The sequence below is a fragment of the Vibrio sp. YYF0003 genome, from assembly GCF_036350715.1.
In the GTDB taxonomy this organism is placed as follows: domain Bacteria; phylum Pseudomonadota; class Gammaproteobacteria; order Enterobacterales; family Vibrionaceae; genus Vibrio; species Vibrio natriegens.
The window spans coordinates 250,433-270,266 of sequence record NZ_JAZDWA010000004.1 but is presented as its reverse complement, the minus strand read 5'-3'; the positions used below and the strand labels follow the sequence as shown (position 1 = coordinate 270,266).

Genomic DNA, 19,834 nt, shown 5'->3' with positions numbered 1-19,834 from the left:
CTTACGCCTATTGTTCATGTTTCGTTCATATTCACAGGGGTAATCTGAACACATAGACGAATAGAGAGGTCAAGTTTATGAATCGGATCATCGTTACAGCACTGGCACTGATTACAGGCCTTTTTGCTTTAGTATTTAGCCTCATCATGGCGATCCCATTGACCATCGCGGCACTGATTACCGGAAAACGTATTGAGAAGCGCGTCAAGTACATGCAGAAAGAGATGCAGCAAGAATATGAATTTAATACTGGAAAAGCAGACGCGATAGAAGGCGAATTTGAAGAAGTTCGCCGATAAGAGAATTAAAGTGTTTCTCAACCCCCTCGTCCCCAAAAGCTAACAAAGCTCCTGAGAAACTCCTTGCTTACACCCAGCCTTGAACAAGCTGGGTGCTTTTTTATGTTCTGGAAATCAAATTTATATCGTTACAACCACGCGCAGAGCCAACAACATAAGCACGACGCCAGACAAGCGATCGATCAACACCGCTTTTGAGCGAATACGATCAACCACTCGCGAGCTGGAGAGTACGATAGTAATGAACGTGTACCACAAACCGTCAACGATAAACGGCGTAGCAACAATGATCATTTGATTACTCAGATCATTACCCAGAGCAACGAACTGGCTAAATAAAGCGATAAAGAACAGTGCAATTTTAGGACTGAGAATAGAGATAAAAAAGCCTTCTCTTGCCGACTGTGCAACGGTGGTTTCCTGCCCAGATTCAAGCTTAGCCGCTACACCGCCTTTCGAACGCAGAGCATTAAACCCCAAATAGGCCAAGTACGCTGCCCCCGCCAAGCTGATCGCTTTAAACAGTAGCGGGCTTTGCTGTAAAACCACAGCCAAACCGATCAGAGTAATAAATGCATATATCCCGATACCAAATGCGTGTGCCCACGCTGTCGCCAACCCATTAAGACGGCCACCAGCCAAAGCGTGTTTAGCGACAATCGCCAAACTAGGCCCTGGAGACATAGCGCCCAACAAACATACGGTAAAAAGTGATAGCCAAACTGTTAGTGTCATAAAATCCTCTCCTCATTTGGTATCAATCTATCAAGTGAAGGGATATAAATAGAAATCAAAGTTTTTCATAAAGGTCATGACTTGAAATCATAACTTAATGAATAGAGTATTCCGATAGCTTCATCACTGTCCGAATTTGTTCTCTAACCCAACGATGGGCAGGATCGGTGTCGTATTTTGGATGCCACATCAACCAATATTCATGTGTCTGGGTTGCAAAAGGCAGTGGCTTATTGACTAAACGCCAATGCTTGGCAAGGTTCAGCGCAATATGTTCCGGCACGACCATAAGGTTGTCACTCGTTACCAGTCTGTTTACGGCTGCAGAGAAGAAAGGCACTTTAAATGCGATATGACGCTCCAGACCCATCTCTTTTAACGCCAGATCAGCACTGGAGTCCTTGTCACCACCTCCCGTCACCTTAATGTGCGAATAGCTGACGAGTTGCTTCGCGCTGATACTTTTACACTTAGCCAGCGGATGAGAATCTTTCATCAGACAAACCGAATTATCCGAGCCGATATTGATGCTCGATACGCCTTCTGGTTTGGAGGGGTACATAGAAGAAGCGATGTGAATGCCGAGCTCATGCAGTTTGTCCAGAAAGTCTGGCTGCCAAAGCCGATAAGCCATATCAAGTTGTGGCGCGAACTCACTGAGGTGCGACGCTATATCCGGTAGAACATATTGGGCAACGTAATCACTTGACGCAATCACGAGTTCTCCCTGCCAGTCTTTAGGTTCAAATGGCTTGTCATCCAAAAGATGGTCAAATTCCGCAAGTAACGCATCCAGTTTTTCTTTTAGCGCTATCGCTCTTGGTGTTGGAATCAGCTGATTACCCTGGCGAATAAGAAGTGGATCACCACACAGCTCGCGGAGTTGAGCCAGCTGACGACTCACCGCAGACTGCGTGATGTTCAGTCGCTGCGCAGTGCGGCTTACATGACACTCTTCGAGCAAAACATGTAAGGATCTCAGCAAGTTTAAATTGATGTGGTTTAGCATTGTTTATCCGATTGAATGGTACTTACGCCTGGCTTTGCCGATCACTTAACGAACTTATTCCCAGTGGTATTAAAAAACTCGGTTAACACAGTATGAGTCATGAGATGTCGAAGCTCAGGAAAGCGTTGAATTTGGTCTCTGACCTCATTCAGTCGGTTCATGTTGGGAACCTCGACAAAGACCATCATATCGGTTTCTCCGCTAATGGCATGACACCATTTCACTCCATCAATTTTGTACAACTCATTTGCGTAAGATTCGCAGTAGTACGTTGAGGTGGAGGTATCGAACTTCAGAGCAAAATAGGCGCAGATTGAATCCCCTTCACTAGAGGCGATTTCTGCATGATAACCCAAGATAACTTTGTCATTTTCGAGCTTACGAATTCGAGCCGTCACCGCCGAGCGAGAGAGGTTCACTTTTTCTGCGATTTCAGTGACTGACAGCCGAGCATTGTGCCGGAGGATATCAATGATCTTGTGATCAAACTTGTCCATAAACTTACCGCTTCTTCCTTATTTTCTTCATTTTATAACGATTTTAAATGCATAAGAAACCAACATTTTGTTGGAATTATTTGAAACAACCGTCATATTGGCGGTGCAGTAACGCATTTTGTATTTGAGAACTCATTTATTCTTAGACTTCCCTTAGTTCGACACCGTCAGAGACCAGCATGGAACAGCTCAAAAAAGACATCTCACTTATATCCGGCATCGCCCAACTTTCCACCACATTGATGGGCACAGGTCTATTTATGATACCGGCGATTGCGGCAGGTATTGCAGGGCATTTTTCACTCTGGGCATGGATATTACTGTTCGCGGCGATTTGCCCGATTGCTCTGACGTTTGCTCAATTAGGTAAGCGATATCCCAACGCTGGTGGCACCGCTTTCTTTGTCCGAAAAGCGTTTAATGCAAAATTAGAAAGTAGCGTTGCCTGGCTGTTTGTCAGTGTGATCCCGGTGGGTATACCAGCCGCTATCGCACTTGCTGCGGGTTTTCTCAAACAACTTCTGCCCGAGCCACTAAACAATGACTTATTCGCTCAAGTACTCACCATCGCGCTGCTGATATTGGTCAACTTGCTAGGAACAAAGTCATCAGGGCGTTTGCAAACAGTGATCGCACTGAGTGTATTTGCGCTGGTTGGTGCATTTCTATGGAAAGGAGAAATCAGCAGTGTTGATCTAACCATGCCTGCCGTCACAACCGACTCGATTTGGCCAATTACTTCAGCGCTTGCTGTGATGTTTTGGTGTTTTGTCGGTATAGAAGCATTTGCACACATGGGCGAAGAGTTTAAGAACCCACAACGTGACTTTCCTATCGCGATTATTGTCGGATGTTTCGTTGCTGGCGCAACCTATTGGGCATGTTCGGTTGTGATATTAAAGTTTGGCGCTTATGGCACCCCTCAGTTTGATAATGCCTCCATACCTTGGCTAAGTGCGCAGCTACTGGGAGACAGTGCTAAATGGATCATCAGCGTGATCGGCTTTTCTGCTTGTTTTGCCAGTGTCAATTTATACACTCAAAGCTTGTCCCGAATGGTCTGGAGTCAAGCTCGAGAATATCGTCCAGACAGCAAACTGGCAAAAGTCTCGCATCGGGGTGTTCCTTCCTCTGCAACATTGCTGGTTGGCTTCATCCTGTTTGTGTCCTGTGTGGCAGGTACACTATCTCAACTTGATTTAGAGTTTTTCCTTAAACTCGCGAACAGCATATTTGTGTTGGTTTATCTGCTTGCTATGCTCGCCGCATACAAACTGCTGCAAGGCGTTGGTAAAGCTCTGGCTGGAATTTCTCTGATTCTTTGCACTGGCGTCTTTGTCTGCTTAGGTTGGTCTATGCTGTATGCGCTAACGATTTTTGTCCTGCTGTCATTGCCATGGAAGCAATTAAGATCAAAACGCGAATCAAAAGTGATTGAATAACCCCTTAAAACAGCTCAGACAAACGTTTTACAAGCGGTTCAATCTCTTTTAAAGCCACGTTGCCATAACCGAGCACCACGCCATTCCAATCACGATCTTGGTAACTTGGGTGCTCGTAGTAACTTAATGGACGTAATACGATGCCGTCATTTTCGGCGCGTTTCGTCCATGTCAGTTCATCAATGCCCGTTCGCCATTTTAATGTTATATGCAGTCCGGCAGCCTGACTTATGACGCTTACTTTGCTTCCAAAATGTGCTTGGATTGAGAGGCACATCTGCTCATGTTTCGCTTTGTAAACCCGTCGCATTTTCCGGATATGGCGCAGCAAACTACCTTCAGCAATAAAATCAGCCATTGCCTCTTGTACGTGGCTGGGAGAATCACCACTTAACGCATCTTTCACCATCAAACATTTATCTACCAGTGCTTCTGGAACCACAAGATATCCGAGCCTTAAACCGTTAAACATAACTTTGCTGAAAGAGCCAACGTAGAGAACGCGATCATCCCTACCCATTTGTGCGGCTAACCCTTGTAGACTGGTATACGGACGATGGGCGAACTGAAATTCACTGTCGTAGTCGTCTTCTAAAATCCAGGATGAATTCTGAACAGCCCAATCGATGATCTTCCCTCTCTGTTCGGTATTCAAAGTGGTGCCCATTGGGTACTGATTACTTGGTGTGATGTAGAGAGCATCTGCATTACTGCTCGTTACCACATCAATATCGAATCCATACTTTTCCTTAACCAACAGCGGTTCGAATTGATACTGCTGAAACTGAATTAACTTGCGCATTTGAGCGTAGCCAGGTTGCTCCATCAATACCTTGTCGCCTCGATTCAGAGTTGCCATTGTTGCAATACTCAGCGCTTGTTGAGCTCCAGAAGTAATGATGATTCGTTCAGGGGTACAATTAACCGAACGGCTTGAAGCTAAATAAGCCGATAAAGCACAACGAAGTGACCAGCTTCCTTGGATATGTTGATTACCAAGCAAAGACGTCCGCGTCAGATGACGATTCAGATACTTCTGCCATCGGGCGCTAGGAAACGCGGCCAAGTCCGGAACTCCAGGGGCAAATGGCGCGTTAATGTCATATTTTATTAAAGGAGCTTTGGCGGACTTAACCGACACCTTTTCCGGCAAATACTGTTCGGGTAATTCTACTGCGACATAAAATCCCGAGCCCTGCTGGCTAATCAGATACCCTTCCGCAACTAATTGCTCGTATGCCGATATAACCGTATTTCTGCTCAGACTGAGTTCTTGAGATAGTTTACGTGTGGAAGGCAACTTTCCATTTTTAGGCCAAAGACCTTTGACGATCTTTTCCCGAATCGCAAAAAACACCGATTGCTGCAGCGTTCCATTGGCTGAACTTACACATAAATCACCCACATCAATCAAAGACAAACCGGATCCATCCATTGTTTAAAACTGGCTCTCTTTAAACTACCAGTTAGACGGTACATTGCAACTCGACACTGATAAAAAAAGATTGAGGTCCCAACTTTGGGATGACGCCAAGGAGAGCAGTAATGTTATCAAGTACGAAAAGAACACAAATAAAGAAAGGCGCACATAAGGCGGTCTCCGAAGTTGAAAAACTGCATGCGATTATCGATGAGAGTTTGATTGCCCATATCGCGATCACCAACGAGTCTGGGCCGGTGGTGATTCCGATGCTGGCCTGGCGTGTGGGAGAGTTTGTCTATATTCATGGCGCGAACAACAGCAGGCTGCTGCGCACACTCAAACAAGGCGATCAAACCTGTCTCACTTTTACACTGTTCGATGGATGGGTACTGGCTCGCTCTGCGTTTCACCATAGTGCGCACTACCGCAGTGCCGTTGTATTTGGTCAATTTGAAATCGTGCCAGATAACCAAGAAAAAAATGACTTGTTGAATCATTTCATTGAGCAAATCGCACCAGGTAGAACCGAACAGATCAGGCTGAGCAATGAAAAAGAGCTGAGCGCAACCATGCTGCTGCGTATCTCGCTTCAAGAAGCGTCTGTGAAAATAAGTAATTTTGGGGTGAATGATGATGCTGAGGATATGGATATTCCGGTTTGGGCTGGCGTACTGCCTTACCGAACTGTCGTTGGCCCTCTGGAAGCCAGCCCAGATCTGTACGAGGAAATTGCTACGCCGGATTACAGCAGTGCTTATTCAAATCGTTGGCATTGTTCTGAAACCGAAAACTAAGCAATAAGCATATTGCTTATCTAAACAGATCCCCTCAACCGCTGGCACCACCAGCGGTTTTGTTTGCAAATGTATCCAATAACACTGTTTTCCCGTATAACAAAAGGTTAAAACTGAAAGCGCTATTCTTTAGTGGTTGGGATGTAGAAAACGGGAGGCTCTCAATGTCAGACAAGGAAAAAAACTTACCTACGCATCGCATTTCCAGATTCGGTAAATTTGCTTCTCTTGCTACAAGAGTCGCCGGAAATGTGCTTGCTGAAGGTACTAAACAACTCGCCAAGGGCAACAAACCCAAAGCGAAAGACCTCCTGTTGACGCCTCAAAACATCACCAGACTGACCGATCAGCTTGCTCATTTACGCGGTGCCGCGATGAAACTCGGACAAATGTTGTCGATGGATGCGGGTGATATCCTCGAACCCGAGTTAGCCGATATTCTCTCAAGGTTGCGCTCTAATGCCGACCCAATGCCAGCCAAGCAGTTAAACGGCGTCATGGAAAACGCGCTCGGTCCGAATTGGAAATCAGAGTTTCTTGCTTTCAACTTCAAGCCGATCGCCAGCGCCTCCATAGGACAAGTGCATCAGGCATACAGTGATGCGGGCGACAAGCTTGCGGTGAAAGTCCAATACCCTGGTATACGCAAAAGCATCAACAGTGACGTCGACAACGTTGGCACACTGCTTAAAGTCGTGGGTCTGATACCAGAATCTGTAGACTATAAAGGGCTGTTAGAAGAAGCGAAAAAACAGCTTCACGACGAAGCCAATTATTTACGTGAAGCACAGTTCGCCATACGTTATTACGAGGCACTAAAAGCACACCCACACTTTGTTGTGCCAAAAATTCACCCAGAAAGCTCTTCACAATCAGTATTAGCGATGGAATATATCGAAGGGGTCCCAGTGGATACCATCGTAAACGCTGACCAAAATACCCGTGATACCGTCATGCACAACCTGCTCGAACTGCTTTTCCGCGAGCTATTCGACTTCAAAATGGTTCAGACCGACCCAAACTTTGCCAACTATTTATATCTTGAAGAAACCAAGCAAATCGGTCTGTTAGATTTTGGTGCCACTCGTGAATACAGTGAAAAATTCAGTTCTGGATATCGTCAGGCGTTCTCCGCGGTTATTAACCATGACGAACAAAGCCTGAACGAAGCTCTGGAGAAGATTGGCTTTTTCAGTCAAGACATCCTGCCAGAACAGAGAAAAGCAATTTGGGAACTGGTCAAGATGGCATGTGAACCCATGTTAGTTGATCAAGACTATGACTTTAAAGCCAGCGGCCTTGCTCAGAGGTTACGTGACGCAGGTAAGATCCTCAGCATGGAGCAGGATTACTGGCACACGCCACCAGCGGATGCCATTTTCCTTCACCGAAAAATAGCGGGGATGTATCTGCTGGCGGCACGAATTGGTGCCAAAGTGAACATTCGCAAATTAGTACAGCCTTATCTCAATATCAAAGTCGAGTAGCCTATTGTTTTTCTGTTACTTTCGCGTACTTTAGTTTTGTCGAACGTTTAACGCCATTCTTCGCTATTGTTATTAGTGAAGGTTCGAACACTATCTCTATTCTTTAAACGAACAAACTATCGGGGTGCTCGGTGAGCAAGTTTCAAGATCTCTCCATTCTCATACAACAAATTGGGCAAGCTGAAGAAGCGGATCAAGTCGCAACACTCAATGCGTCAATCGAAGAGGGTTTAGACCCCGGTTCCATCGCCCTGATTCTGGAAGCTTTCACCATCAATGATCGTGTTCGGTTATGGAGAGCGCTACCGCTAGAACTACATATTGATGTACTGACTGAAATGCGTGCTGACGTGCGCTTTTCGATCATCAACGCACTATCCGAAGTCGAACTAAAACTGACGCTCGCCAAGCTAGACAACCTTTCTCTGATCGAGTGGGCAGACTCACTACCAGAAGAAATCATTAATGAAGCACTGGCATTAATCGAGAAAGACGAGTTAGAGCTTTACGATCAAGCCAATGCTTATGAAGATGAAGAGATTGGCCGTTGGGCAGATCGAAAAATCGTTACCTTACCTTTTAACATCACGGTTGGTACTGCCAAGCAATTGATGGATCGTTACAGCTACGACATGCCGCAGCAGGTCTATTTGATTAACCGTAATAAGCAGTTTCGTGGCACGGTTAACTATTTCGAAATTTTGCGTAGTGACTCCGATGTACGCTTGAAAAGCCTTTCGATAGAAGCAGTGACGGTCCTCGACAGTAAAATGTCGCTACCTGAAGCGGTAGAGGCGCTGGAGCATAGTACCCTTCCCGCTTTACCAGTAACCGATGCCGACCAAACATTGATCGGTGAAGTGGACTGGCAATTTGCACTGAGTACTCAACGTGAAATCTACGAAGCCCGCTTGATGGCGGGTACCGGTATGGATGAAGGCGATGACTTATTTGCTCCGGTGATTAAAAGCTCCCAGAAACGCGGTGTGTGGTTAGGGATTAACTTAATGACTGCCATATTAGCCTCCGTCACGATTGGGCTATTTGAAGACGTGATCGCCCAAGTGGTTGCACTTGCGGTACTAATGCCGATAGTTGCCTCCATGGGTGGTATTGCAGGTAGCCAGACACTTACGCTAATGGTTCGCGCGATGGCACTGAATCAGATCACGCCCGGAAACCGTTTCAAGCTACTAAAAAACGAGTTGGGTATTGGCTCTCTAAACGGCATAGCGTGGGCAGTGATCATTGGTGGTTTGGCAGGGTTATGGTTCCAATCCGCGATTCTTGGCGGAACCATTGCTCTGGCTATCGTCGTCAATATCATCACCGCTGCTGTGTTCGGTGTATTGATTCCAATAATCTTGGACAAGTTAGAATTAGACCCAGCACTTGCGGGCTCGGTGATTTTGACTACCGTAACTGACGTTGTTGGCTTTTTTGCCTTTTTAGGCACCGCTAGCCTAGTACTATTGTAGGAAATTAGTACTAATTTATTAATCAATCATTAGCATAATAAAGAAAAATTGCATATCGCAGTTGCAAATTGCGAATATTATCGGAGTTTAGGCAACGTCACTCACAGAAACCACGCTTTTTAGTGGATTTAAAAGTTGGCACGCTAGATGCATTGTTTAAAGTGACCCTTCTTAAGCCGAGGGTCACCTAGCCAACTGACGTTGTTAGTGAACTCAACTTTGTTCATATATATAAGCCAATCGCACTGTTTGCGGTTGGCTCTTTTTTTATCTGTCTCCGCTAAATCCAATTACCCTCTGGTTTCACCGTTTCATACACCGATAAAACGGACAAAATGACATTTTCGTTATTTGGTCATAAGTCTCATTAAATTCATCGCGTTTGGAAATTCGTTATTGGGTTGGGCATACTTTCCTCACCCCCAAGTATGAAGTATTACCCATGACGTCATTAAGCCAAGTAGAACCCCTATTTCTAGAATTCATGCAGCAAGAGATGCAAATCGATGCCGCTCACGATCTCAGCCACGTAAAGCGTGTCGCCAAAACAGCTAAAAAGCTCGCTGAGCAAGAGGGAGCTCAATTGGAAGTCGTATTGCCCGCTGCCTATTTGCATGACTGCTTTACTTACCCAAAAGATCACCCTAACCGTAAGCAAAGCTCCGCGATTGCGGCTAAAAAGGCCATCGCATTCTTGGAAAGTATCGACTACCCACGTCATTTCCACGACGATATCGCCCACGCGATAGAAGCACACAGTTTCAGCGCTAACATTCGTCCCAACACATTAGAAGCCAAGATTGTGCAGGATGCTGACCGTCTGGATGCTCTAGGTGCAATTGGCGTAACACGCTGCATTCAGGTCAGTACTCAGTTCGAGGCCAAACTGTATGATCATCAAGACATGTTTGCGGAAGAACGCGAACTGGATGATCAACAATTTACTCTGGATCATTTTCAGACCAAGCTATTTAGAATCGTCGATACCATGAACACCAACTCTGCTAAAGAGGAGGCACAAAGACGCAAAGCATTTATGCAAAGCTATCTAGGTCAATTACGCGAAGAGGTCGCAGAGTAAATGTCAGAAAGTTATGCCCTGATTAAGGAGCTGAAACGTCAACTGAGACTCTCTGGTTTGCACTACGCAGACGTCGCACAGCATTTAGAGTTAAGCGAAGGAAGCGTAAAAAGGCTGCTTGCGGAAGGGCATCACATTAGTCTCGAGCGGCTTGAGCGCATCTGCCAACTGATTGGATTAGACATGGCCGAGCTGTTTAAGCTTGCCGCTTCACACAATAAAGGGCTGGAATCACTCACTCTGGTTCAAGAAAAACAACTCGTTGAAGACAAAGCATTACTGCTGGTCGCTATATGTGTTGTGAATGGCTATCAATTTGAGCAAATTATTGAACAATATACGTTTAATGAACCAGAGCTAATACAAAAGTTGGCCCAGCTCGATCGGCTTAAGATTATCGACTTACTCCCGGGCAACAAAATCCGTTTACGTATCTCCCCGACGTTTAACTGGCAGATTGGTGGCCCAATCCAGCGCTTCTTTCAACAGCAAGTTCAGGAAGCCTTCTTCCAAAGTTACTTTTCTGCAGAAGGTGAAAAGCTGGCAATGGCCACTGGGTTGATGAGTATACCGACCAACAAGAAGCTTCAGCAGAAGCTACAAAAAGTGATCGATGAATTTTATCAGGCTTGTCAGAGTGACAATTCATTAGAGATGGATGAAAAACACGGTACCTCTCTGGTTATCGCGATGCGTCGCTGGACGTTTCCTTTGTTTAAACCCTGGGAACGCACTCCGAATCAATAGTAATAAAAATGGTAACCTTAGTGAGTAAAGTTACATAAATAGCCACTATAGGTAACACATTACGTTACTACATCTAAACAACTGGCTTATCTATCGGGAAGACATAAAGTGCATCCATCTAGTTTGATGATGTGCATATGGAGCCAGCATGTTTTTGTCTAAACGCTTTTTCCCATTTTTCGTCACGCAGTGTCTTGGGGCATCGAATGACAACGTTTATAAAAATGTTCTTTTATTAATGGTCACCTACAGTCTGATTGATTCATTACCCGTTTCCGTCAACCTATTTGTCAATCTTGCTGCGGGTCTGTTTATCCTGCCCTTCTTTTTATTTTCAGCGCATGCTGGTGCAGTCGCGGATAGTATGGACAAAGCCAAGTTGATACGCCGTCTGAAGCTTATCGAAGTGCTGATCATGGCCTGTGCCGCCACTGCCATCATGACTGAAAATGCCCTGTTAATGTTAGTGTTGTTATTTTTAACCGGAACACAATCCGCCTACTTCGGTCCAGTGAAATACGCTTTACTGCCTCAAGCCTTAAAAGCCAGTGAACTTGTCAAAGGTAATGCCTGGGTTGAAATGGGGACCTTTTTATCCATTCTGGTTGGTACGTTAACCGCCGGACTTTTACTCGCGATGCCAAACGGCACACTTATCGCCTCGTGCCTTGTTTTGTTCCTTTCGATAATGGGTTTCATCAGTAGCGTGAATATTCCTGCGTTGCCAAGCCACTCCAATCAGAAAGTAAAGTTCAAGCCAATTTCTGGCCTGAAAAAGACGCTAAACGTCGCACAAAAACAGCGTGGAATCTGGATGTCGATTCTGGCAATAAGTTGGTTTTGGTTTATGGGTGCGACCTATCTTACACAATTCCCAAACTTCGCCCGCGAGCATCTCTTTGCCGATAGTACCGTCGTATCTTTGTTACTTGCGCTATTTTCTATTGGCATCGCCACGGGATCTTGGTTGTGTCAAAAGCTCTCTTTTGATCATGTTGAGCTCGGAATTCTGCCATTTGGAATTCTGGGACTAACGTTATTTGGACTCGATTTATTGTGGGCAGTACCCTTATACAACCTATCACCGGCCCAGTATTACAGTGTCGAAAGTTTCATTTCAGAATCTAAACACATTCGCGTGATGATGGATTTATTCTTCGTCGGAGTCAGTGGTGGTGTGTTTATCGTTCCGCTCTACTCGTTCATCCAGTCTCGTTCTAACCAAGGCGAGTGCGCGCGTTCAATCGCTGCAAACAACATCATGAATGCCTTATTCATGGTCGGGTCAGCGTTAGTGTCCATATTCGTACTTAGCGTGTTATCCCTGTCCGTTGTAGAGCTCTTCGCTATCATGGCGGTTGGTAATTTCTTAGTCGCTATTTATGTCTATCGCCAAGTGCCTGAATTTACGCAGCGTTTTATCAGCTATTTACTTAGCCACTGTATGTACCGCGTTTCTGTAGAGGGGCGTCAGCATATCCCAGAAACAGGAGCGGCATTAATCGTAGCCAATCATGTCAGTTATGTGGATGCGCTGATTCTGATGGGGACCTCTACTCGCCCTGTTCGTTTTGTGATGGATAAATCGATCAGTGAAATGCCTGTTCTTAAATACGTGTTCCGTCATGCGGGCGTTATTCCAATTTGCTCTCCTCGCAAGTGCACCGAAACCTACAAGCAAGCCTTTGAGCAAATCGAGCAGGCATTACATAACGAAGAAGTCGTTTGTATTTTCCCCGAAGGCCGTTTGACCTCAGATGGTGAACTCGGCGAGTTTCGACCTGGCGTGGAAAAAATCCTCAAGCGTTCACCAGTCCCTGTGATACCAATGGCGTTGAAAGGACTGTGGGGGTCATTTTTCAGCCATAAAGGTGGACACGCACTCACTAAAAGACCAAAACGTTTCTGGTCCAAAATTGAAGTCAAAATTGGTCAAGTACTGGGCCCTGTTCAGCTCGATCGCCACAAGTTACAGCAAGAAGTTCAGGAATTGCTGATAAATCAGAAGTAGTTACACCTAATTTAGAGTAGGATACCTAAAGCAGATTGACCTTGCCGATGTCCTAACGCTAGTCGGTCAATATGCGGAGTCGTCATTGGAGATATTATGAAAATCATCATTCTACATGGTCTTTATATGCACGGGCTGGTGATGCAGCCTCTTAGCCAAAAACTGCGTAAATTGGGTTACGAAACCCAAGTGCTAAGTTACAACACGGTATCGATTAATGAAGATGCACTGTTTAATACTATTGACCATGCACTCAATCCACTGACGACCAACATACTGGTTGGGCACAGCTTGGGTGGCTTGATGATTAAGCGATATTTGGCAAATAGAAAACCTACCACCAGTTTGATTTCTCACGTTATCGCCATTGGCTCGCCTTTAAAAGGAGCGTCGATTGTTTCACGTATCCAAGACCTTGGCTTGGGCGCACTTTTAGGTAACTCGCCTCATCACGGTTTAAACAAACACGACGACGTCTGGGACTTTCCCCAAAAGCTTGGAAGTATCGCTGGCACGGTCCCTATCGGGGCTCGTCCTCTGCTTATTCGCGGTGATAATACCATGTCAGACGGCACGGTAACGGTGGACGAAACCCGCTTGGAAGGCATGCAAGATCATATTGAGGCAAAACAAACACATACTAGCCTGATCTACAACACCTTTGTCCCTGAGCAAATTGATCACTTTATTCGCACCGACTTTTTTCGTCGATAGCACATTTTTATGTAATAAAAGCGCAATCTGCTTCCCAAAATATCGTTAAATCAGTACTATCCCTTGGTCAGTCTTAGTTAAAAAAGACTTGGCTAAATTTTAATTGTTCTCAGGGCGGGGCGAAATTCCCCACCGGCGGTATACTCTTTTGAGTGAGCCCGCGAGCGCTCGATTCGTCGAGGTCAGCAGATCTGGTGAGATGCCAGAGCCGACGGTTATAGTCCGGATGAAAGAGAATAAGAATACACCAGTACGCTTGCTCGATTCGTTGAGAGGAACTGGTGCACTTCTTTTTGATCGCATTTTACAGCGAGCTCTCATACCGCCCTGATTCTGGTCATATTTAGGAGTTAACCATGAATCAGTCATCGCTACTTGCCGAATTCGGCGACCCAATTACTCGCGTTGAAAACGCACTTACCGCACTGCAGGAAGGCCGTGGTGTGCTTCTGCTTGATGATGAAGACCGTGAAAACGAAGGCGACATCATCTACTCAGTGGAACACCTGACTAATGAACAAATGGCACTGATGATCCGTGAGTGCAGTGGTATCGTGTGTCTTTGTCTGACGGATACTCAAGCAGACAAGCTGGAACTTCCACCAATGGTTGTGAACAACAACAGCGCAAACCAAACCGCATTTACGGTTTCGATTGAAGCGAAAGTTGGCGTAACGACAGGTGTCTCTGCTGCAGACCGTGTTACCACTATCAAGACAGCGGCAAATCCACATGCGAAGCCTGAAGATCTTGCCCGTCCTGGCCACGTCTTTCCTTTGCGCGCTCGCCCAGGTGGCGTGATGACTCGCCGCGGACATACCGAAGGTACGATTGATCTGATGCAAATGGCAGGGTTACAGCCTGCGGGCGTATTGTGCGAAGTGACCAATCCAGATGGCACGATGGCGAAAACACCGGAACTTATTGCCTTTGGTCGTCTTCACAATATGCCGGTTCTTACCATTGAAGATATGGTCGCATACCGTAATCAGTTCGATTTGAAGCTGGCATAACGCCCACCCCATTTTATTTGAAAGCCGTGCAATTGCGCGGCTTTTTTGATCGATATCTAATCTACAGAGTAACACTATACTGACTAAGGTGAACAAATAAGGATATCGGAGCATGAAAGGAAGAATAAAGAACTTGGTCTTACTCGGGCTACTCAGTCTGAGTTCTACAGCCTTTGCTGCTAGCTGCCCGGATATTCTTCAGGGCAAACAAAGGTTACTCAACTCCACTGATGAAATTGATTTATGTGAGCAATTTAAAGGGAAGACATTGCTCGTCGTCAACACCGCCAGTCAATGCGGATTTACGCCGCAGTTCGAACAGTTAGAATCGCTTTACCAAACGTACAAAGATAAAAATTTCGCGGTTATAGGCTTTCCAAGCAATGACTTTAACCAAGATAAAGGCAGCGAAGAGAATTCCGCAAAAATTTGCTACCTCGATTATGGGGTCACCTTTCCGATGATGGCTAGAAGCTCAGTGATGGGCAGCGATGCAAATCCAGTATTCAGCGAAATCAGCCAACAAGCCGGTATCACGCCAAGATGGAACTTCTATAAGTTTCTGATTAGTAAAGAAGGCAAAGTCATTGCGACATTCCCAAGTTCGACATCTCCTACAAGTACTACGCTTACTAATATGATTGAACAACAACTGTAGGACTGCAATCATGACCACCACACGCTCTACCATGTTACGGCTGGGCTATTTAGGACTCATTCCATTCTTACTTAGTTTGCTGCTCATTATTACTGACACCACTTTATTTAATTTAAGTGGTCATCAATTCTTTATTGCCTACAGTGCGGTTATCTTAAGCTTCTTGTCGGGCGTGTTATGGGGTAATGGAATCGACCATTACTACCACCGATTGAGTCGCAATATTTTGGTACTGAGTAACCTGTTTGTTTTACTCGCATGGAGTGCCCTGCTGCAGGGACACACTCACTACGTCACCGCCATTCTTCTCCTGGCCGCAGGCTACATTGCCGTTTGGTTCTCTGAAAAATTGATTAGGAAGGTAGAACAGGAAATCGACCCAAAAGGTTATCAGGGAATGCGTGGAAAGCTCACCTGCGGGGTCTTGTTGATGCATGGCATCGTGCTGTTTGCTTGATGATGACACCAAATAAATGGCGACATGATTGTCGCCATTTTTCCTAAGTTTTTATCCTTAAAGAGTCAGCAGATAATTAACTAGCTGGTTATACTCATCGTAAGAACTGATTTCATTCGGAATGACAATGTACTTGTTGTTCACAATCACACCCGGCACCCCTGTCAGTGTACTTTCTTTAAACTCTTGGTCGAAACGCTTTTGCATCGAGTTCACAGCAAAGCTGTTGTACGCTGCGTCAAACTTTTTACCGTCTACACCATAATCAGTGAAGACTTGTTTTAGTTCAGCTTCGTCTTTAGGCGCCGCACGCTTTTGGTGGATCTGAGCAAACATCACCGGAATCATCTTATCTTCGACCCCTAGAGATACCATCGTTGCGTAAGACTTCGCCATAGGAACTGCCATGTTCCCACCCATAAATGAAACATGGATTTTCTCAAATCGCGCGTCTTCAGGTAAGGCTGGTTTCAAGTTCTCAACCAAGCTTTCAAATTTATAACAGTGCGGGCAGTAAAAAGAGAAAAACTCTGTCACTGTCGGTTTCGCCGCCTTCTCTGCATCCAGCACTTTGTAGTGTTTTCCCTCTTCAAACTGGGCTGCATGAGCCGTAAACGCAAGTAAAAGGGTGCTGCATAGCGCAAGTAATTTCTTCATTGTTTGTTTCCTTTAGACAGCAGTCTGCCGTCTTACTTAAATCAATTAGTCGTTGTATTTAGATTAGAAGAAAATCAAACAATGGGAGGTCGATACGGCTGGTAGATCACCGATACCGCTTTTACGGCAGGAGATTTACCAATAAGCGCAAGCCGGTGAGGAAAGCGCATCAGACTATTGTGCGGCAAGGTTACAGGCACCTTCACAATACATGAAGAACTGCAACTGGTGTGTTGGTCTTTCCCTGACGTGAGCACTCGTTCATTCTCTGAGGACTCAATACAGTCAGTATTAACCCCAAGCTGAGCCTGAAGCTCTTTCAATGGAACCTGATTACTGTGATTCTGACTTGGTATGGTCTCTGCTTGTACATTAGGCGCAAGGCTCGTTAGCAGCATGGCTACCAAGCAAGTTAATGTCATCATCAATGTACGGTTAAAGGTACGCATACCAACATCTTCAAAAGTAGGATAATTTTCATCATACAGAAACGTTCTGTTCATACAAGCGTCAACACTAACCCATTACTTATACAACTGATTATTTTTCCTTTTTTACCGTCTTGTAGCTGATAAAACTTGAATTCAGTATGAAACCTTAGTAATAGTTAGGGTAGTTTTTGTACAAACAAGGAAAAAATTAATGCTTAAAAAAAGATTTTTTAAAACCAAAGATGAAGTTGAAGTCACCTTTGAGCTTGATAAAGAGCAGCGTGAATCCGTAAAAATTGCGGGCGACTTTAACAACTGGCAGCCAGAACCAATGAAACTGGTTAAAACCAGCGGCCAGTTTAAGTTTAAAACTCGCTTACCAAAGGAACAAAACATTCAATTCCGCTACCTGCTGAATGAAGCTGAATGGGAAAACGACCCTCAAGCCGATGCCTACGTTCCGAATGGTTTTGGCAGTGACAACAGCGTCGTTTGCACCAGCGAGCAAACCGCTTAACGTTAACATCAATCATCATTTTTCAGGCGCACTTATTGCGCCTTTTTTATTTGAAACTCAATTGTCACTGGATCTCTCCACGATAGATCGTACTCGCCCTTCTCAATCCTGTTCTTGCTATTCACAAATGTTTCACGCCTGACCTATTAATCTCGCCACTAGCTTGGGGCACGTCGAAACCAGGCATGCATTTATCAATAAGCAGTATTGGAACTCTATTTTGAAACCAGGAAAAACAGGCATTCGCCGAGTCATGGACGCGACCGGATATTCATTACAAGGATTGAAAGCCGCTTGGATTAATGAAGCTGCGTTTAGACAAGAATTACTCCTTTCCGTCATTCTCTCGATCAGCGCATTCTTCTTGCCCGTCACAACATTAGAACGAGTGCTGATGATCGGCAGTTTATTTTTGGTCTTAATCGTCGAATTAATTAATTCCGCCGTAGAAGCGGTTGTTGACCGTGTCAGCGACGAATGGCACGTACTAAGTGGCCGTGCCAAAGACATTGGCTCTGCGGCCGTGTTTGTTGCACTACTACTCGTCCTGTTTGTCTGGGCGTCATTTTTGCTTTAGTTTTTTGTAAGGCAGTTATTTATGAAGACAGTTGATTTACAACGAGAAGGGATCTCTTACGTTACCTTTTCTTTTTTATTAGCGTTTTATTTTGCGCTTGTTGTCAATATCCCGATTTACAAAGAACTCATTGGGATTCTATCTAGCCTAGATAACGTTAAAGTCGGGTTTGTTGTTACCATCCCAATTTTCTTTATCGCTGCACTTAACTTCCTTTTCAATTTGTTCAGCTGGCCGTGGATAGGGAAACCGTTTTTTATCCTACTGCTCATTCTATCGAGCATGGTGAGCTACGCGAGTTACAACTATGGCACACTGTTCGACTACGGCATGATCGCCAATATTGTTGAAACAGATACCAGCGAAGCCAGCTCCTACTTCAGTGCATATTCCGCTTTGTGGGTGCTATTAATGGGTATCGTACCTGCGCTGGTAGTAGCCAACACCAAGTTGCGTCCGTTAAGCGGCCAATGTTTGCACTTTTCTATCACCAAGTTAGTGTCTATGATCGCCTCTCTTGCTGTTATTGCGGGCATTGCAGCATTGTATTATCAAGACTATGCATCGGTAGGCAGAAACAACAGTTATCTGAAAAAGATGATCATCCCGACTCAGTTCGTCTATAGCGCAGCCGGATACGTGAAAAAAACTTACCTTACCGAACCAGAGCCTTATCGCGAGATTGGTACCGAGGCCAAACAGTCCGCAGCAGCTTTAACACAAGCACAGAAAAAGCCAACGCTGTTAGTCTTTGTTGTCGGTGAGACTGCTCGCTCTCAAAATTATCAACTCAATGGGTATGAGCGAAAAACTAACCCCTACACCAGCAAGCTAGACGTGATTTCCTTTCAGGATTTTGCTTCCTGCGGCACCGCAACAGCGGTATCGCTTCCGTGTATGTTTTCCCAACTGACACACCATAACTTCGACCGCAGCAAAGCAGATAACCAAGACAATGTGTTAGATATTATGCTACGAGCGGGCATAGACGTGATGTGGAAAGAAAACGATGGCGGTGATAAGCACGTTGCCCATAAAGTCAAAAAGATCGCGGTAGACAGAACGAAGACAGATCAATGGTGTAATGGCACGACTTGCTATGATATGGCGCTTCTCGACAACTTTGAGCAAGAAATAGATAGTATGGAGGGTAACCGAGTCGTCACACTGCACCTTATCGGCAGCCATGGTCCAACCTACTTTCAGCGATATCCGAAAGACAAAGCGTTCTTCCAGCCAGATTGCCCTCGCGCTGATATCGAAAACTGTAGTGTCGAACAAATAGTCAACAGCTATGACAACACCATCCGCTACACAGACTATGTACTAGAACAGACCATCGATAAACTCACGACATTGGAAGACAAATACAACACGGCTTTGGTCTACATCTCTGACCATGGCGAATCTCTGGGGGAAAGCGGTATGTTCCTGCATGGCATGCCTTATAGCCTCGCACCAGACACCCAAAAAAGAGTGCCTTTTATGATGTGGATGTCACCAAACTTTAAGCAGGCAAAACAGATTAATACCGACTGTTTGAGCCAAGAAGCGCAAAGTGAGGGTAAATACTCTCAGGATAATGTCTTCCACTCGTTGTTAGGCATTATGGATGTTAAAACCAGCGCGTACGACGGTGCACTGGACATTTTCAAAACATGTCGCACGCCAAATGCCTAAGAGATAAGTCATTACCTCTGGGAAATTAAGCCAGAACCTTAAGCCTGACTACAAATTGTGAGTCAGGCTTTTTTATGGCATAGCACTCCAGCAAATTAACGCTCACCCTTGCTATACTCGGCTGCTA

Annotated in this window: 21 protein-coding genes and 1 riboswitch; of the genes, 15 read left to right on the top strand and 6 right to left on the bottom strand. The window is 45.2% G+C overall.

Features of this window, described 5'->3' with window-relative positions:
* Nucleotides 1–77 precede the first annotated feature (77 nt).
* Nucleotides 78–299, top strand: coding sequence for a hypothetical protein (locus tag V1U08_RS14020; RefSeq protein ID WP_014233763.1), 222 nt, complete (start codon nt 78–80; stop codon nt 297–299).
* Nucleotides 300–419: 120 nt separating this feature from the next.
* Here the strand turns inward: V1U08_RS14020 and V1U08_RS14015 are convergent, their stop codons facing one another.
* From V1U08_RS14015 to V1U08_RS14005, 3 genes are all read right to left on the bottom strand, one after another.
* Nucleotides 420–1,034, bottom strand: a complete 615-nt coding sequence (locus V1U08_RS14015) for a LysE family translocator (RefSeq protein ID WP_020334140.1) — start codon at nt 1,032–1,034, stop codon at nt 420–422.
* A 94-nt stretch (nt 1,035–1,128) separates the two neighbouring features.
* Complete coding sequence (locus tag V1U08_RS14010) at nt 1,129–2,043, bottom strand: LysR family transcriptional regulator (protein ID WP_014233761.1); 915 nt, start codon at nt 2,041–2,043, stop codon at nt 1,129–1,131.
* 41 nt (nt 2,044–2,084) lie between these two features.
* On the bottom strand, nt 2,085–2,540 hold the full coding sequence (locus tag V1U08_RS14005) for an Lrp/AsnC family transcriptional regulator (protein WP_065297797.1): 456 nt from the start codon (nt 2,538–2,540) through the stop codon (nt 2,085–2,087).
* Nucleotides 2,541–2,719: 179 nt separating this feature from the next.
* On the opposite strand from V1U08_RS14005, the gene yjeH reads away from it, so the two are divergent.
* Nucleotides 2,720–3,982, top strand: coding sequence for an L-methionine/branched-chain amino acid transporter (gene yjeH / locus V1U08_RS14000; protein WP_118120639.1), 1,263 nt, complete (start codon nt 2,720–2,722; stop codon nt 3,980–3,982).
* Between the two features lie 4 nt (nt 3,983–3,986).
* On the opposite strand, the gene pdxR is transcribed toward yjeH, so the two are convergent.
* The gene (gene pdxR / locus V1U08_RS13995) at nt 3,987–5,417 is read right to left on the bottom strand and encodes a MocR-like pyridoxine biosynthesis transcription factor PdxR (RefSeq protein WP_330470841.1); all 1,431 of its coding nucleotides are present in this window, start codon (nt 5,415–5,417) and stop codon (nt 3,987–3,989) included.
* 110 nt (nt 5,418–5,527) lie between these two features.
* On the opposite strand from pdxR, the gene V1U08_RS13990 reads away from it, so the two are divergent.
* The 10 genes from V1U08_RS13990 (at nt 5,528) to V1U08_RS13945 (ending at nt 15,845) form a co-directional block, all read left to right on the top strand.
* Complete coding sequence (locus tag V1U08_RS13990; RefSeq protein WP_330470840.1) at nt 5,528–6,199, top strand: pyridoxamine 5'-phosphate oxidase family protein; 672 nt, start codon at nt 5,528–5,530, stop codon at nt 6,197–6,199.
* Nucleotides 6,200–6,363: 164 nt separating this feature from the next.
* The gene (locus tag V1U08_RS13985) at nt 6,364–7,686 is read left to right on the top strand and encodes an ABC1 kinase family protein (protein WP_268668446.1); all 1,323 of its coding nucleotides are present in this window, start codon (nt 6,364–6,366) and stop codon (nt 7,684–7,686) included.
* A gap of 131 nt (nt 7,687–7,817) precedes the next feature.
* On the top strand, nt 7,818–9,164 hold the full coding sequence (locus V1U08_RS13980) for a magnesium transporter (RefSeq protein WP_065303336.1): 1,347 nt from the start codon (nt 7,818–7,820) through the stop codon (nt 9,162–9,164).
* A gap of 442 nt (nt 9,165–9,606) precedes the next feature.
* Nucleotides 9,607–10,245, top strand: coding sequence for an HD domain-containing protein (locus V1U08_RS13975; RefSeq protein ID WP_065300804.1), 639 nt, complete (start codon nt 9,607–9,609; stop codon nt 10,243–10,245).
* Nucleotides 10,246–10,992, top strand: a complete 747-nt coding sequence (locus tag V1U08_RS13970; RefSeq protein ID WP_014233753.1) for a helix-turn-helix domain-containing protein — start codon at nt 10,246–10,248, stop codon at nt 10,990–10,992.
* Between the two features lie 148 nt (nt 10,993–11,140).
* Nucleotides 11,141–13,003, top strand: a complete 1,863-nt coding sequence (locus V1U08_RS13965) for an MFS transporter (protein WP_330470839.1) — start codon at nt 11,141–11,143, stop codon at nt 13,001–13,003.
* A gap of 96 nt (nt 13,004–13,099) precedes the next feature.
* On the top strand, nt 13,100–13,717 hold the full coding sequence (locus tag V1U08_RS13960) for a cobinamide adenolsyltransferase (RefSeq protein ID WP_065297804.1): 618 nt from the start codon (nt 13,100–13,102) through the stop codon (nt 13,715–13,717).
* 101 nt (nt 13,718–13,818) lie between these two features.
* A riboswitch (FMN riboswitch) is annotated at nt 13,819–13,959 on the top strand.
* A gap of 114 nt (nt 13,960–14,073) precedes the next feature.
* Nucleotides 14,074–14,730 (top strand): 3,4-dihydroxy-2-butanone-4-phosphate synthase, encoded by a 657-nt coding sequence (ribB, locus tag V1U08_RS13955; protein WP_330470838.1) that lies wholly within the window; start codon nt 14,074–14,076, stop codon nt 14,728–14,730.
* A 112-nt stretch (nt 14,731–14,842) separates the two neighbouring features.
* Complete coding sequence (locus tag V1U08_RS13950; protein ID WP_065297805.1) at nt 14,843–15,388, top strand: glutathione peroxidase; 546 nt, start codon at nt 14,843–14,845, stop codon at nt 15,386–15,388.
* Between the two features lie 10 nt (nt 15,389–15,398).
* On the top strand, nt 15,399–15,845 hold the full coding sequence (locus V1U08_RS13945; protein ID WP_330470837.1) for a DUF3429 domain-containing protein: 447 nt from the start codon (nt 15,399–15,401) through the stop codon (nt 15,843–15,845).
* A 57-nt stretch (nt 15,846–15,902) separates the two neighbouring features.
* On the opposite strand, the gene V1U08_RS13940 is transcribed toward V1U08_RS13945, so the two are convergent.
* Together V1U08_RS13940 and V1U08_RS13935 are read right to left on the bottom strand one after the other, a co-directional pair.
* The gene (locus V1U08_RS13940; RefSeq protein ID WP_065300800.1) at nt 15,903–16,502 is read right to left on the bottom strand and encodes a thiol:disulfide interchange protein DsbA/DsbL; all 600 of its coding nucleotides are present in this window, start codon (nt 16,500–16,502) and stop codon (nt 15,903–15,905) included.
* A gap of 74 nt (nt 16,503–16,576) precedes the next feature.
* Nucleotides 16,577–17,005, bottom strand: a complete 429-nt coding sequence (locus tag V1U08_RS13935; RefSeq protein ID WP_020334129.1) for a hypothetical protein — start codon at nt 17,003–17,005, stop codon at nt 16,577–16,579.
* A gap of 139 nt (nt 17,006–17,144) precedes the next feature.
* On the opposite strand from V1U08_RS13935, the gene V1U08_RS13930 reads away from it, so the two are divergent.
* From V1U08_RS13930 to V1U08_RS13920, 3 genes are all read left to right on the top strand, one after another.
* The gene (locus tag V1U08_RS13930) at nt 17,145–17,450 is read left to right on the top strand and encodes an isoamylase early set domain-containing protein (protein ID WP_014233745.1); all 306 of its coding nucleotides are present in this window, start codon (nt 17,145–17,147) and stop codon (nt 17,448–17,450) included.
* A 220-nt stretch (nt 17,451–17,670) separates the two neighbouring features.
* Nucleotides 17,671–18,027, top strand: a complete 357-nt coding sequence (locus V1U08_RS13925; protein WP_014233744.1) for a diacylglycerol kinase — start codon at nt 17,671–17,673, stop codon at nt 18,025–18,027.
* Between the two features lie 21 nt (nt 18,028–18,048).
* Nucleotides 18,049–19,707, top strand: coding sequence for a phosphoethanolamine transferase (locus tag V1U08_RS13920; RefSeq protein WP_330470836.1), 1,659 nt, complete (start codon nt 18,049–18,051; stop codon nt 19,705–19,707).
* Nucleotides 19,708–19,834 lie beyond the last annotated feature (127 nt).

Bases quoted from the DNA above. Each gene is read 5' to 3' on its own strand.
- pdxR (WP_330470841.1), bottom strand. From the start codon at position 5,417: ATGGATGGATCCGGTTTGTCTTTGATTGATGTGGGTGATTTATGTGTA.
- V1U08_RS14005 (WP_065297797.1), bottom strand. From the start codon at position 2,540: ATGGACAAGTTTGATCACAAGATCATTGATATCCTCCGGCACAATGCT.
- V1U08_RS13935 (WP_020334129.1), bottom strand. From the start codon at position 17,005: ATGAACAGAACGTTTCTGTATGATGAAAATTATCCTACTTTTGAAGAT.
- V1U08_RS13920 (WP_330470836.1), top strand. From the start codon at position 18,049: ATGAAGACAGTTGATTTACAACGAGAAGGGATCTCTTACGTTACCTTT.
- V1U08_RS13990 (WP_330470840.1), top strand. From the start codon at position 5,528: ATGTTATCAAGTACGAAAAGAACACAAATAAAGAAAGGCGCACATAAG.
- V1U08_RS14015 (WP_020334140.1), bottom strand. From the start codon at position 1,034: ATGACACTAACAGTTTGGCTATCACTTTTTACCGTATGTTTGTTGGGC.
- V1U08_RS13930 (WP_014233745.1), top strand. From the start codon at position 17,145: ATGCTTAAAAAAAGATTTTTTAAAACCAAAGATGAAGTTGAAGTCACC.
- V1U08_RS13940 (WP_065300800.1), bottom strand. From the start codon at position 16,502: ATGAAGAAATTACTTGCGCTATGCAGCACCCTTTTACTTGCGTTTACG.
- V1U08_RS13950 (WP_065297805.1), top strand. From the start codon at position 14,843: ATGAAAGGAAGAATAAAGAACTTGGTCTTACTCGGGCTACTCAGTCTG.
- ribB (WP_330470838.1), top strand. From the start codon at position 14,074: ATGAATCAGTCATCGCTACTTGCCGAATTCGGCGACCCAATTACTCGC.
- V1U08_RS14010 (WP_014233761.1), bottom strand. From the start codon at position 2,043: ATGCTAAACCACATCAATTTAAACTTGCTGAGATCCTTACATGTTTTG.
- V1U08_RS13970 (WP_014233753.1), top strand. From the start codon at position 10,246: ATGTCAGAAAGTTATGCCCTGATTAAGGAGCTGAAACGTCAACTGAGA.
- V1U08_RS14020 (WP_014233763.1), top strand. From the start codon at position 78: ATGAATCGGATCATCGTTACAGCACTGGCACTGATTACAGGCCTTTTT.
- V1U08_RS13965 (WP_330470839.1), top strand. From the start codon at position 11,141: ATGTTTTTGTCTAAACGCTTTTTCCCATTTTTCGTCACGCAGTGTCTT.
- V1U08_RS13945 (WP_330470837.1), top strand. From the start codon at position 15,399: ATGACCACCACACGCTCTACCATGTTACGGCTGGGCTATTTAGGACTC.
- V1U08_RS13960 (WP_065297804.1), top strand. From the start codon at position 13,100: ATGAAAATCATCATTCTACATGGTCTTTATATGCACGGGCTGGTGATG.
- V1U08_RS13975 (WP_065300804.1), top strand. From the start codon at position 9,607: ATGACGTCATTAAGCCAAGTAGAACCCCTATTTCTAGAATTCATGCAG.
- V1U08_RS13985 (WP_268668446.1), top strand. From the start codon at position 6,364: ATGTCAGACAAGGAAAAAAACTTACCTACGCATCGCATTTCCAGATTC.
- yjeH (WP_118120639.1), top strand. From the start codon at position 2,720: ATGGAACAGCTCAAAAAAGACATCTCACTTATATCCGGCATCGCCCAA.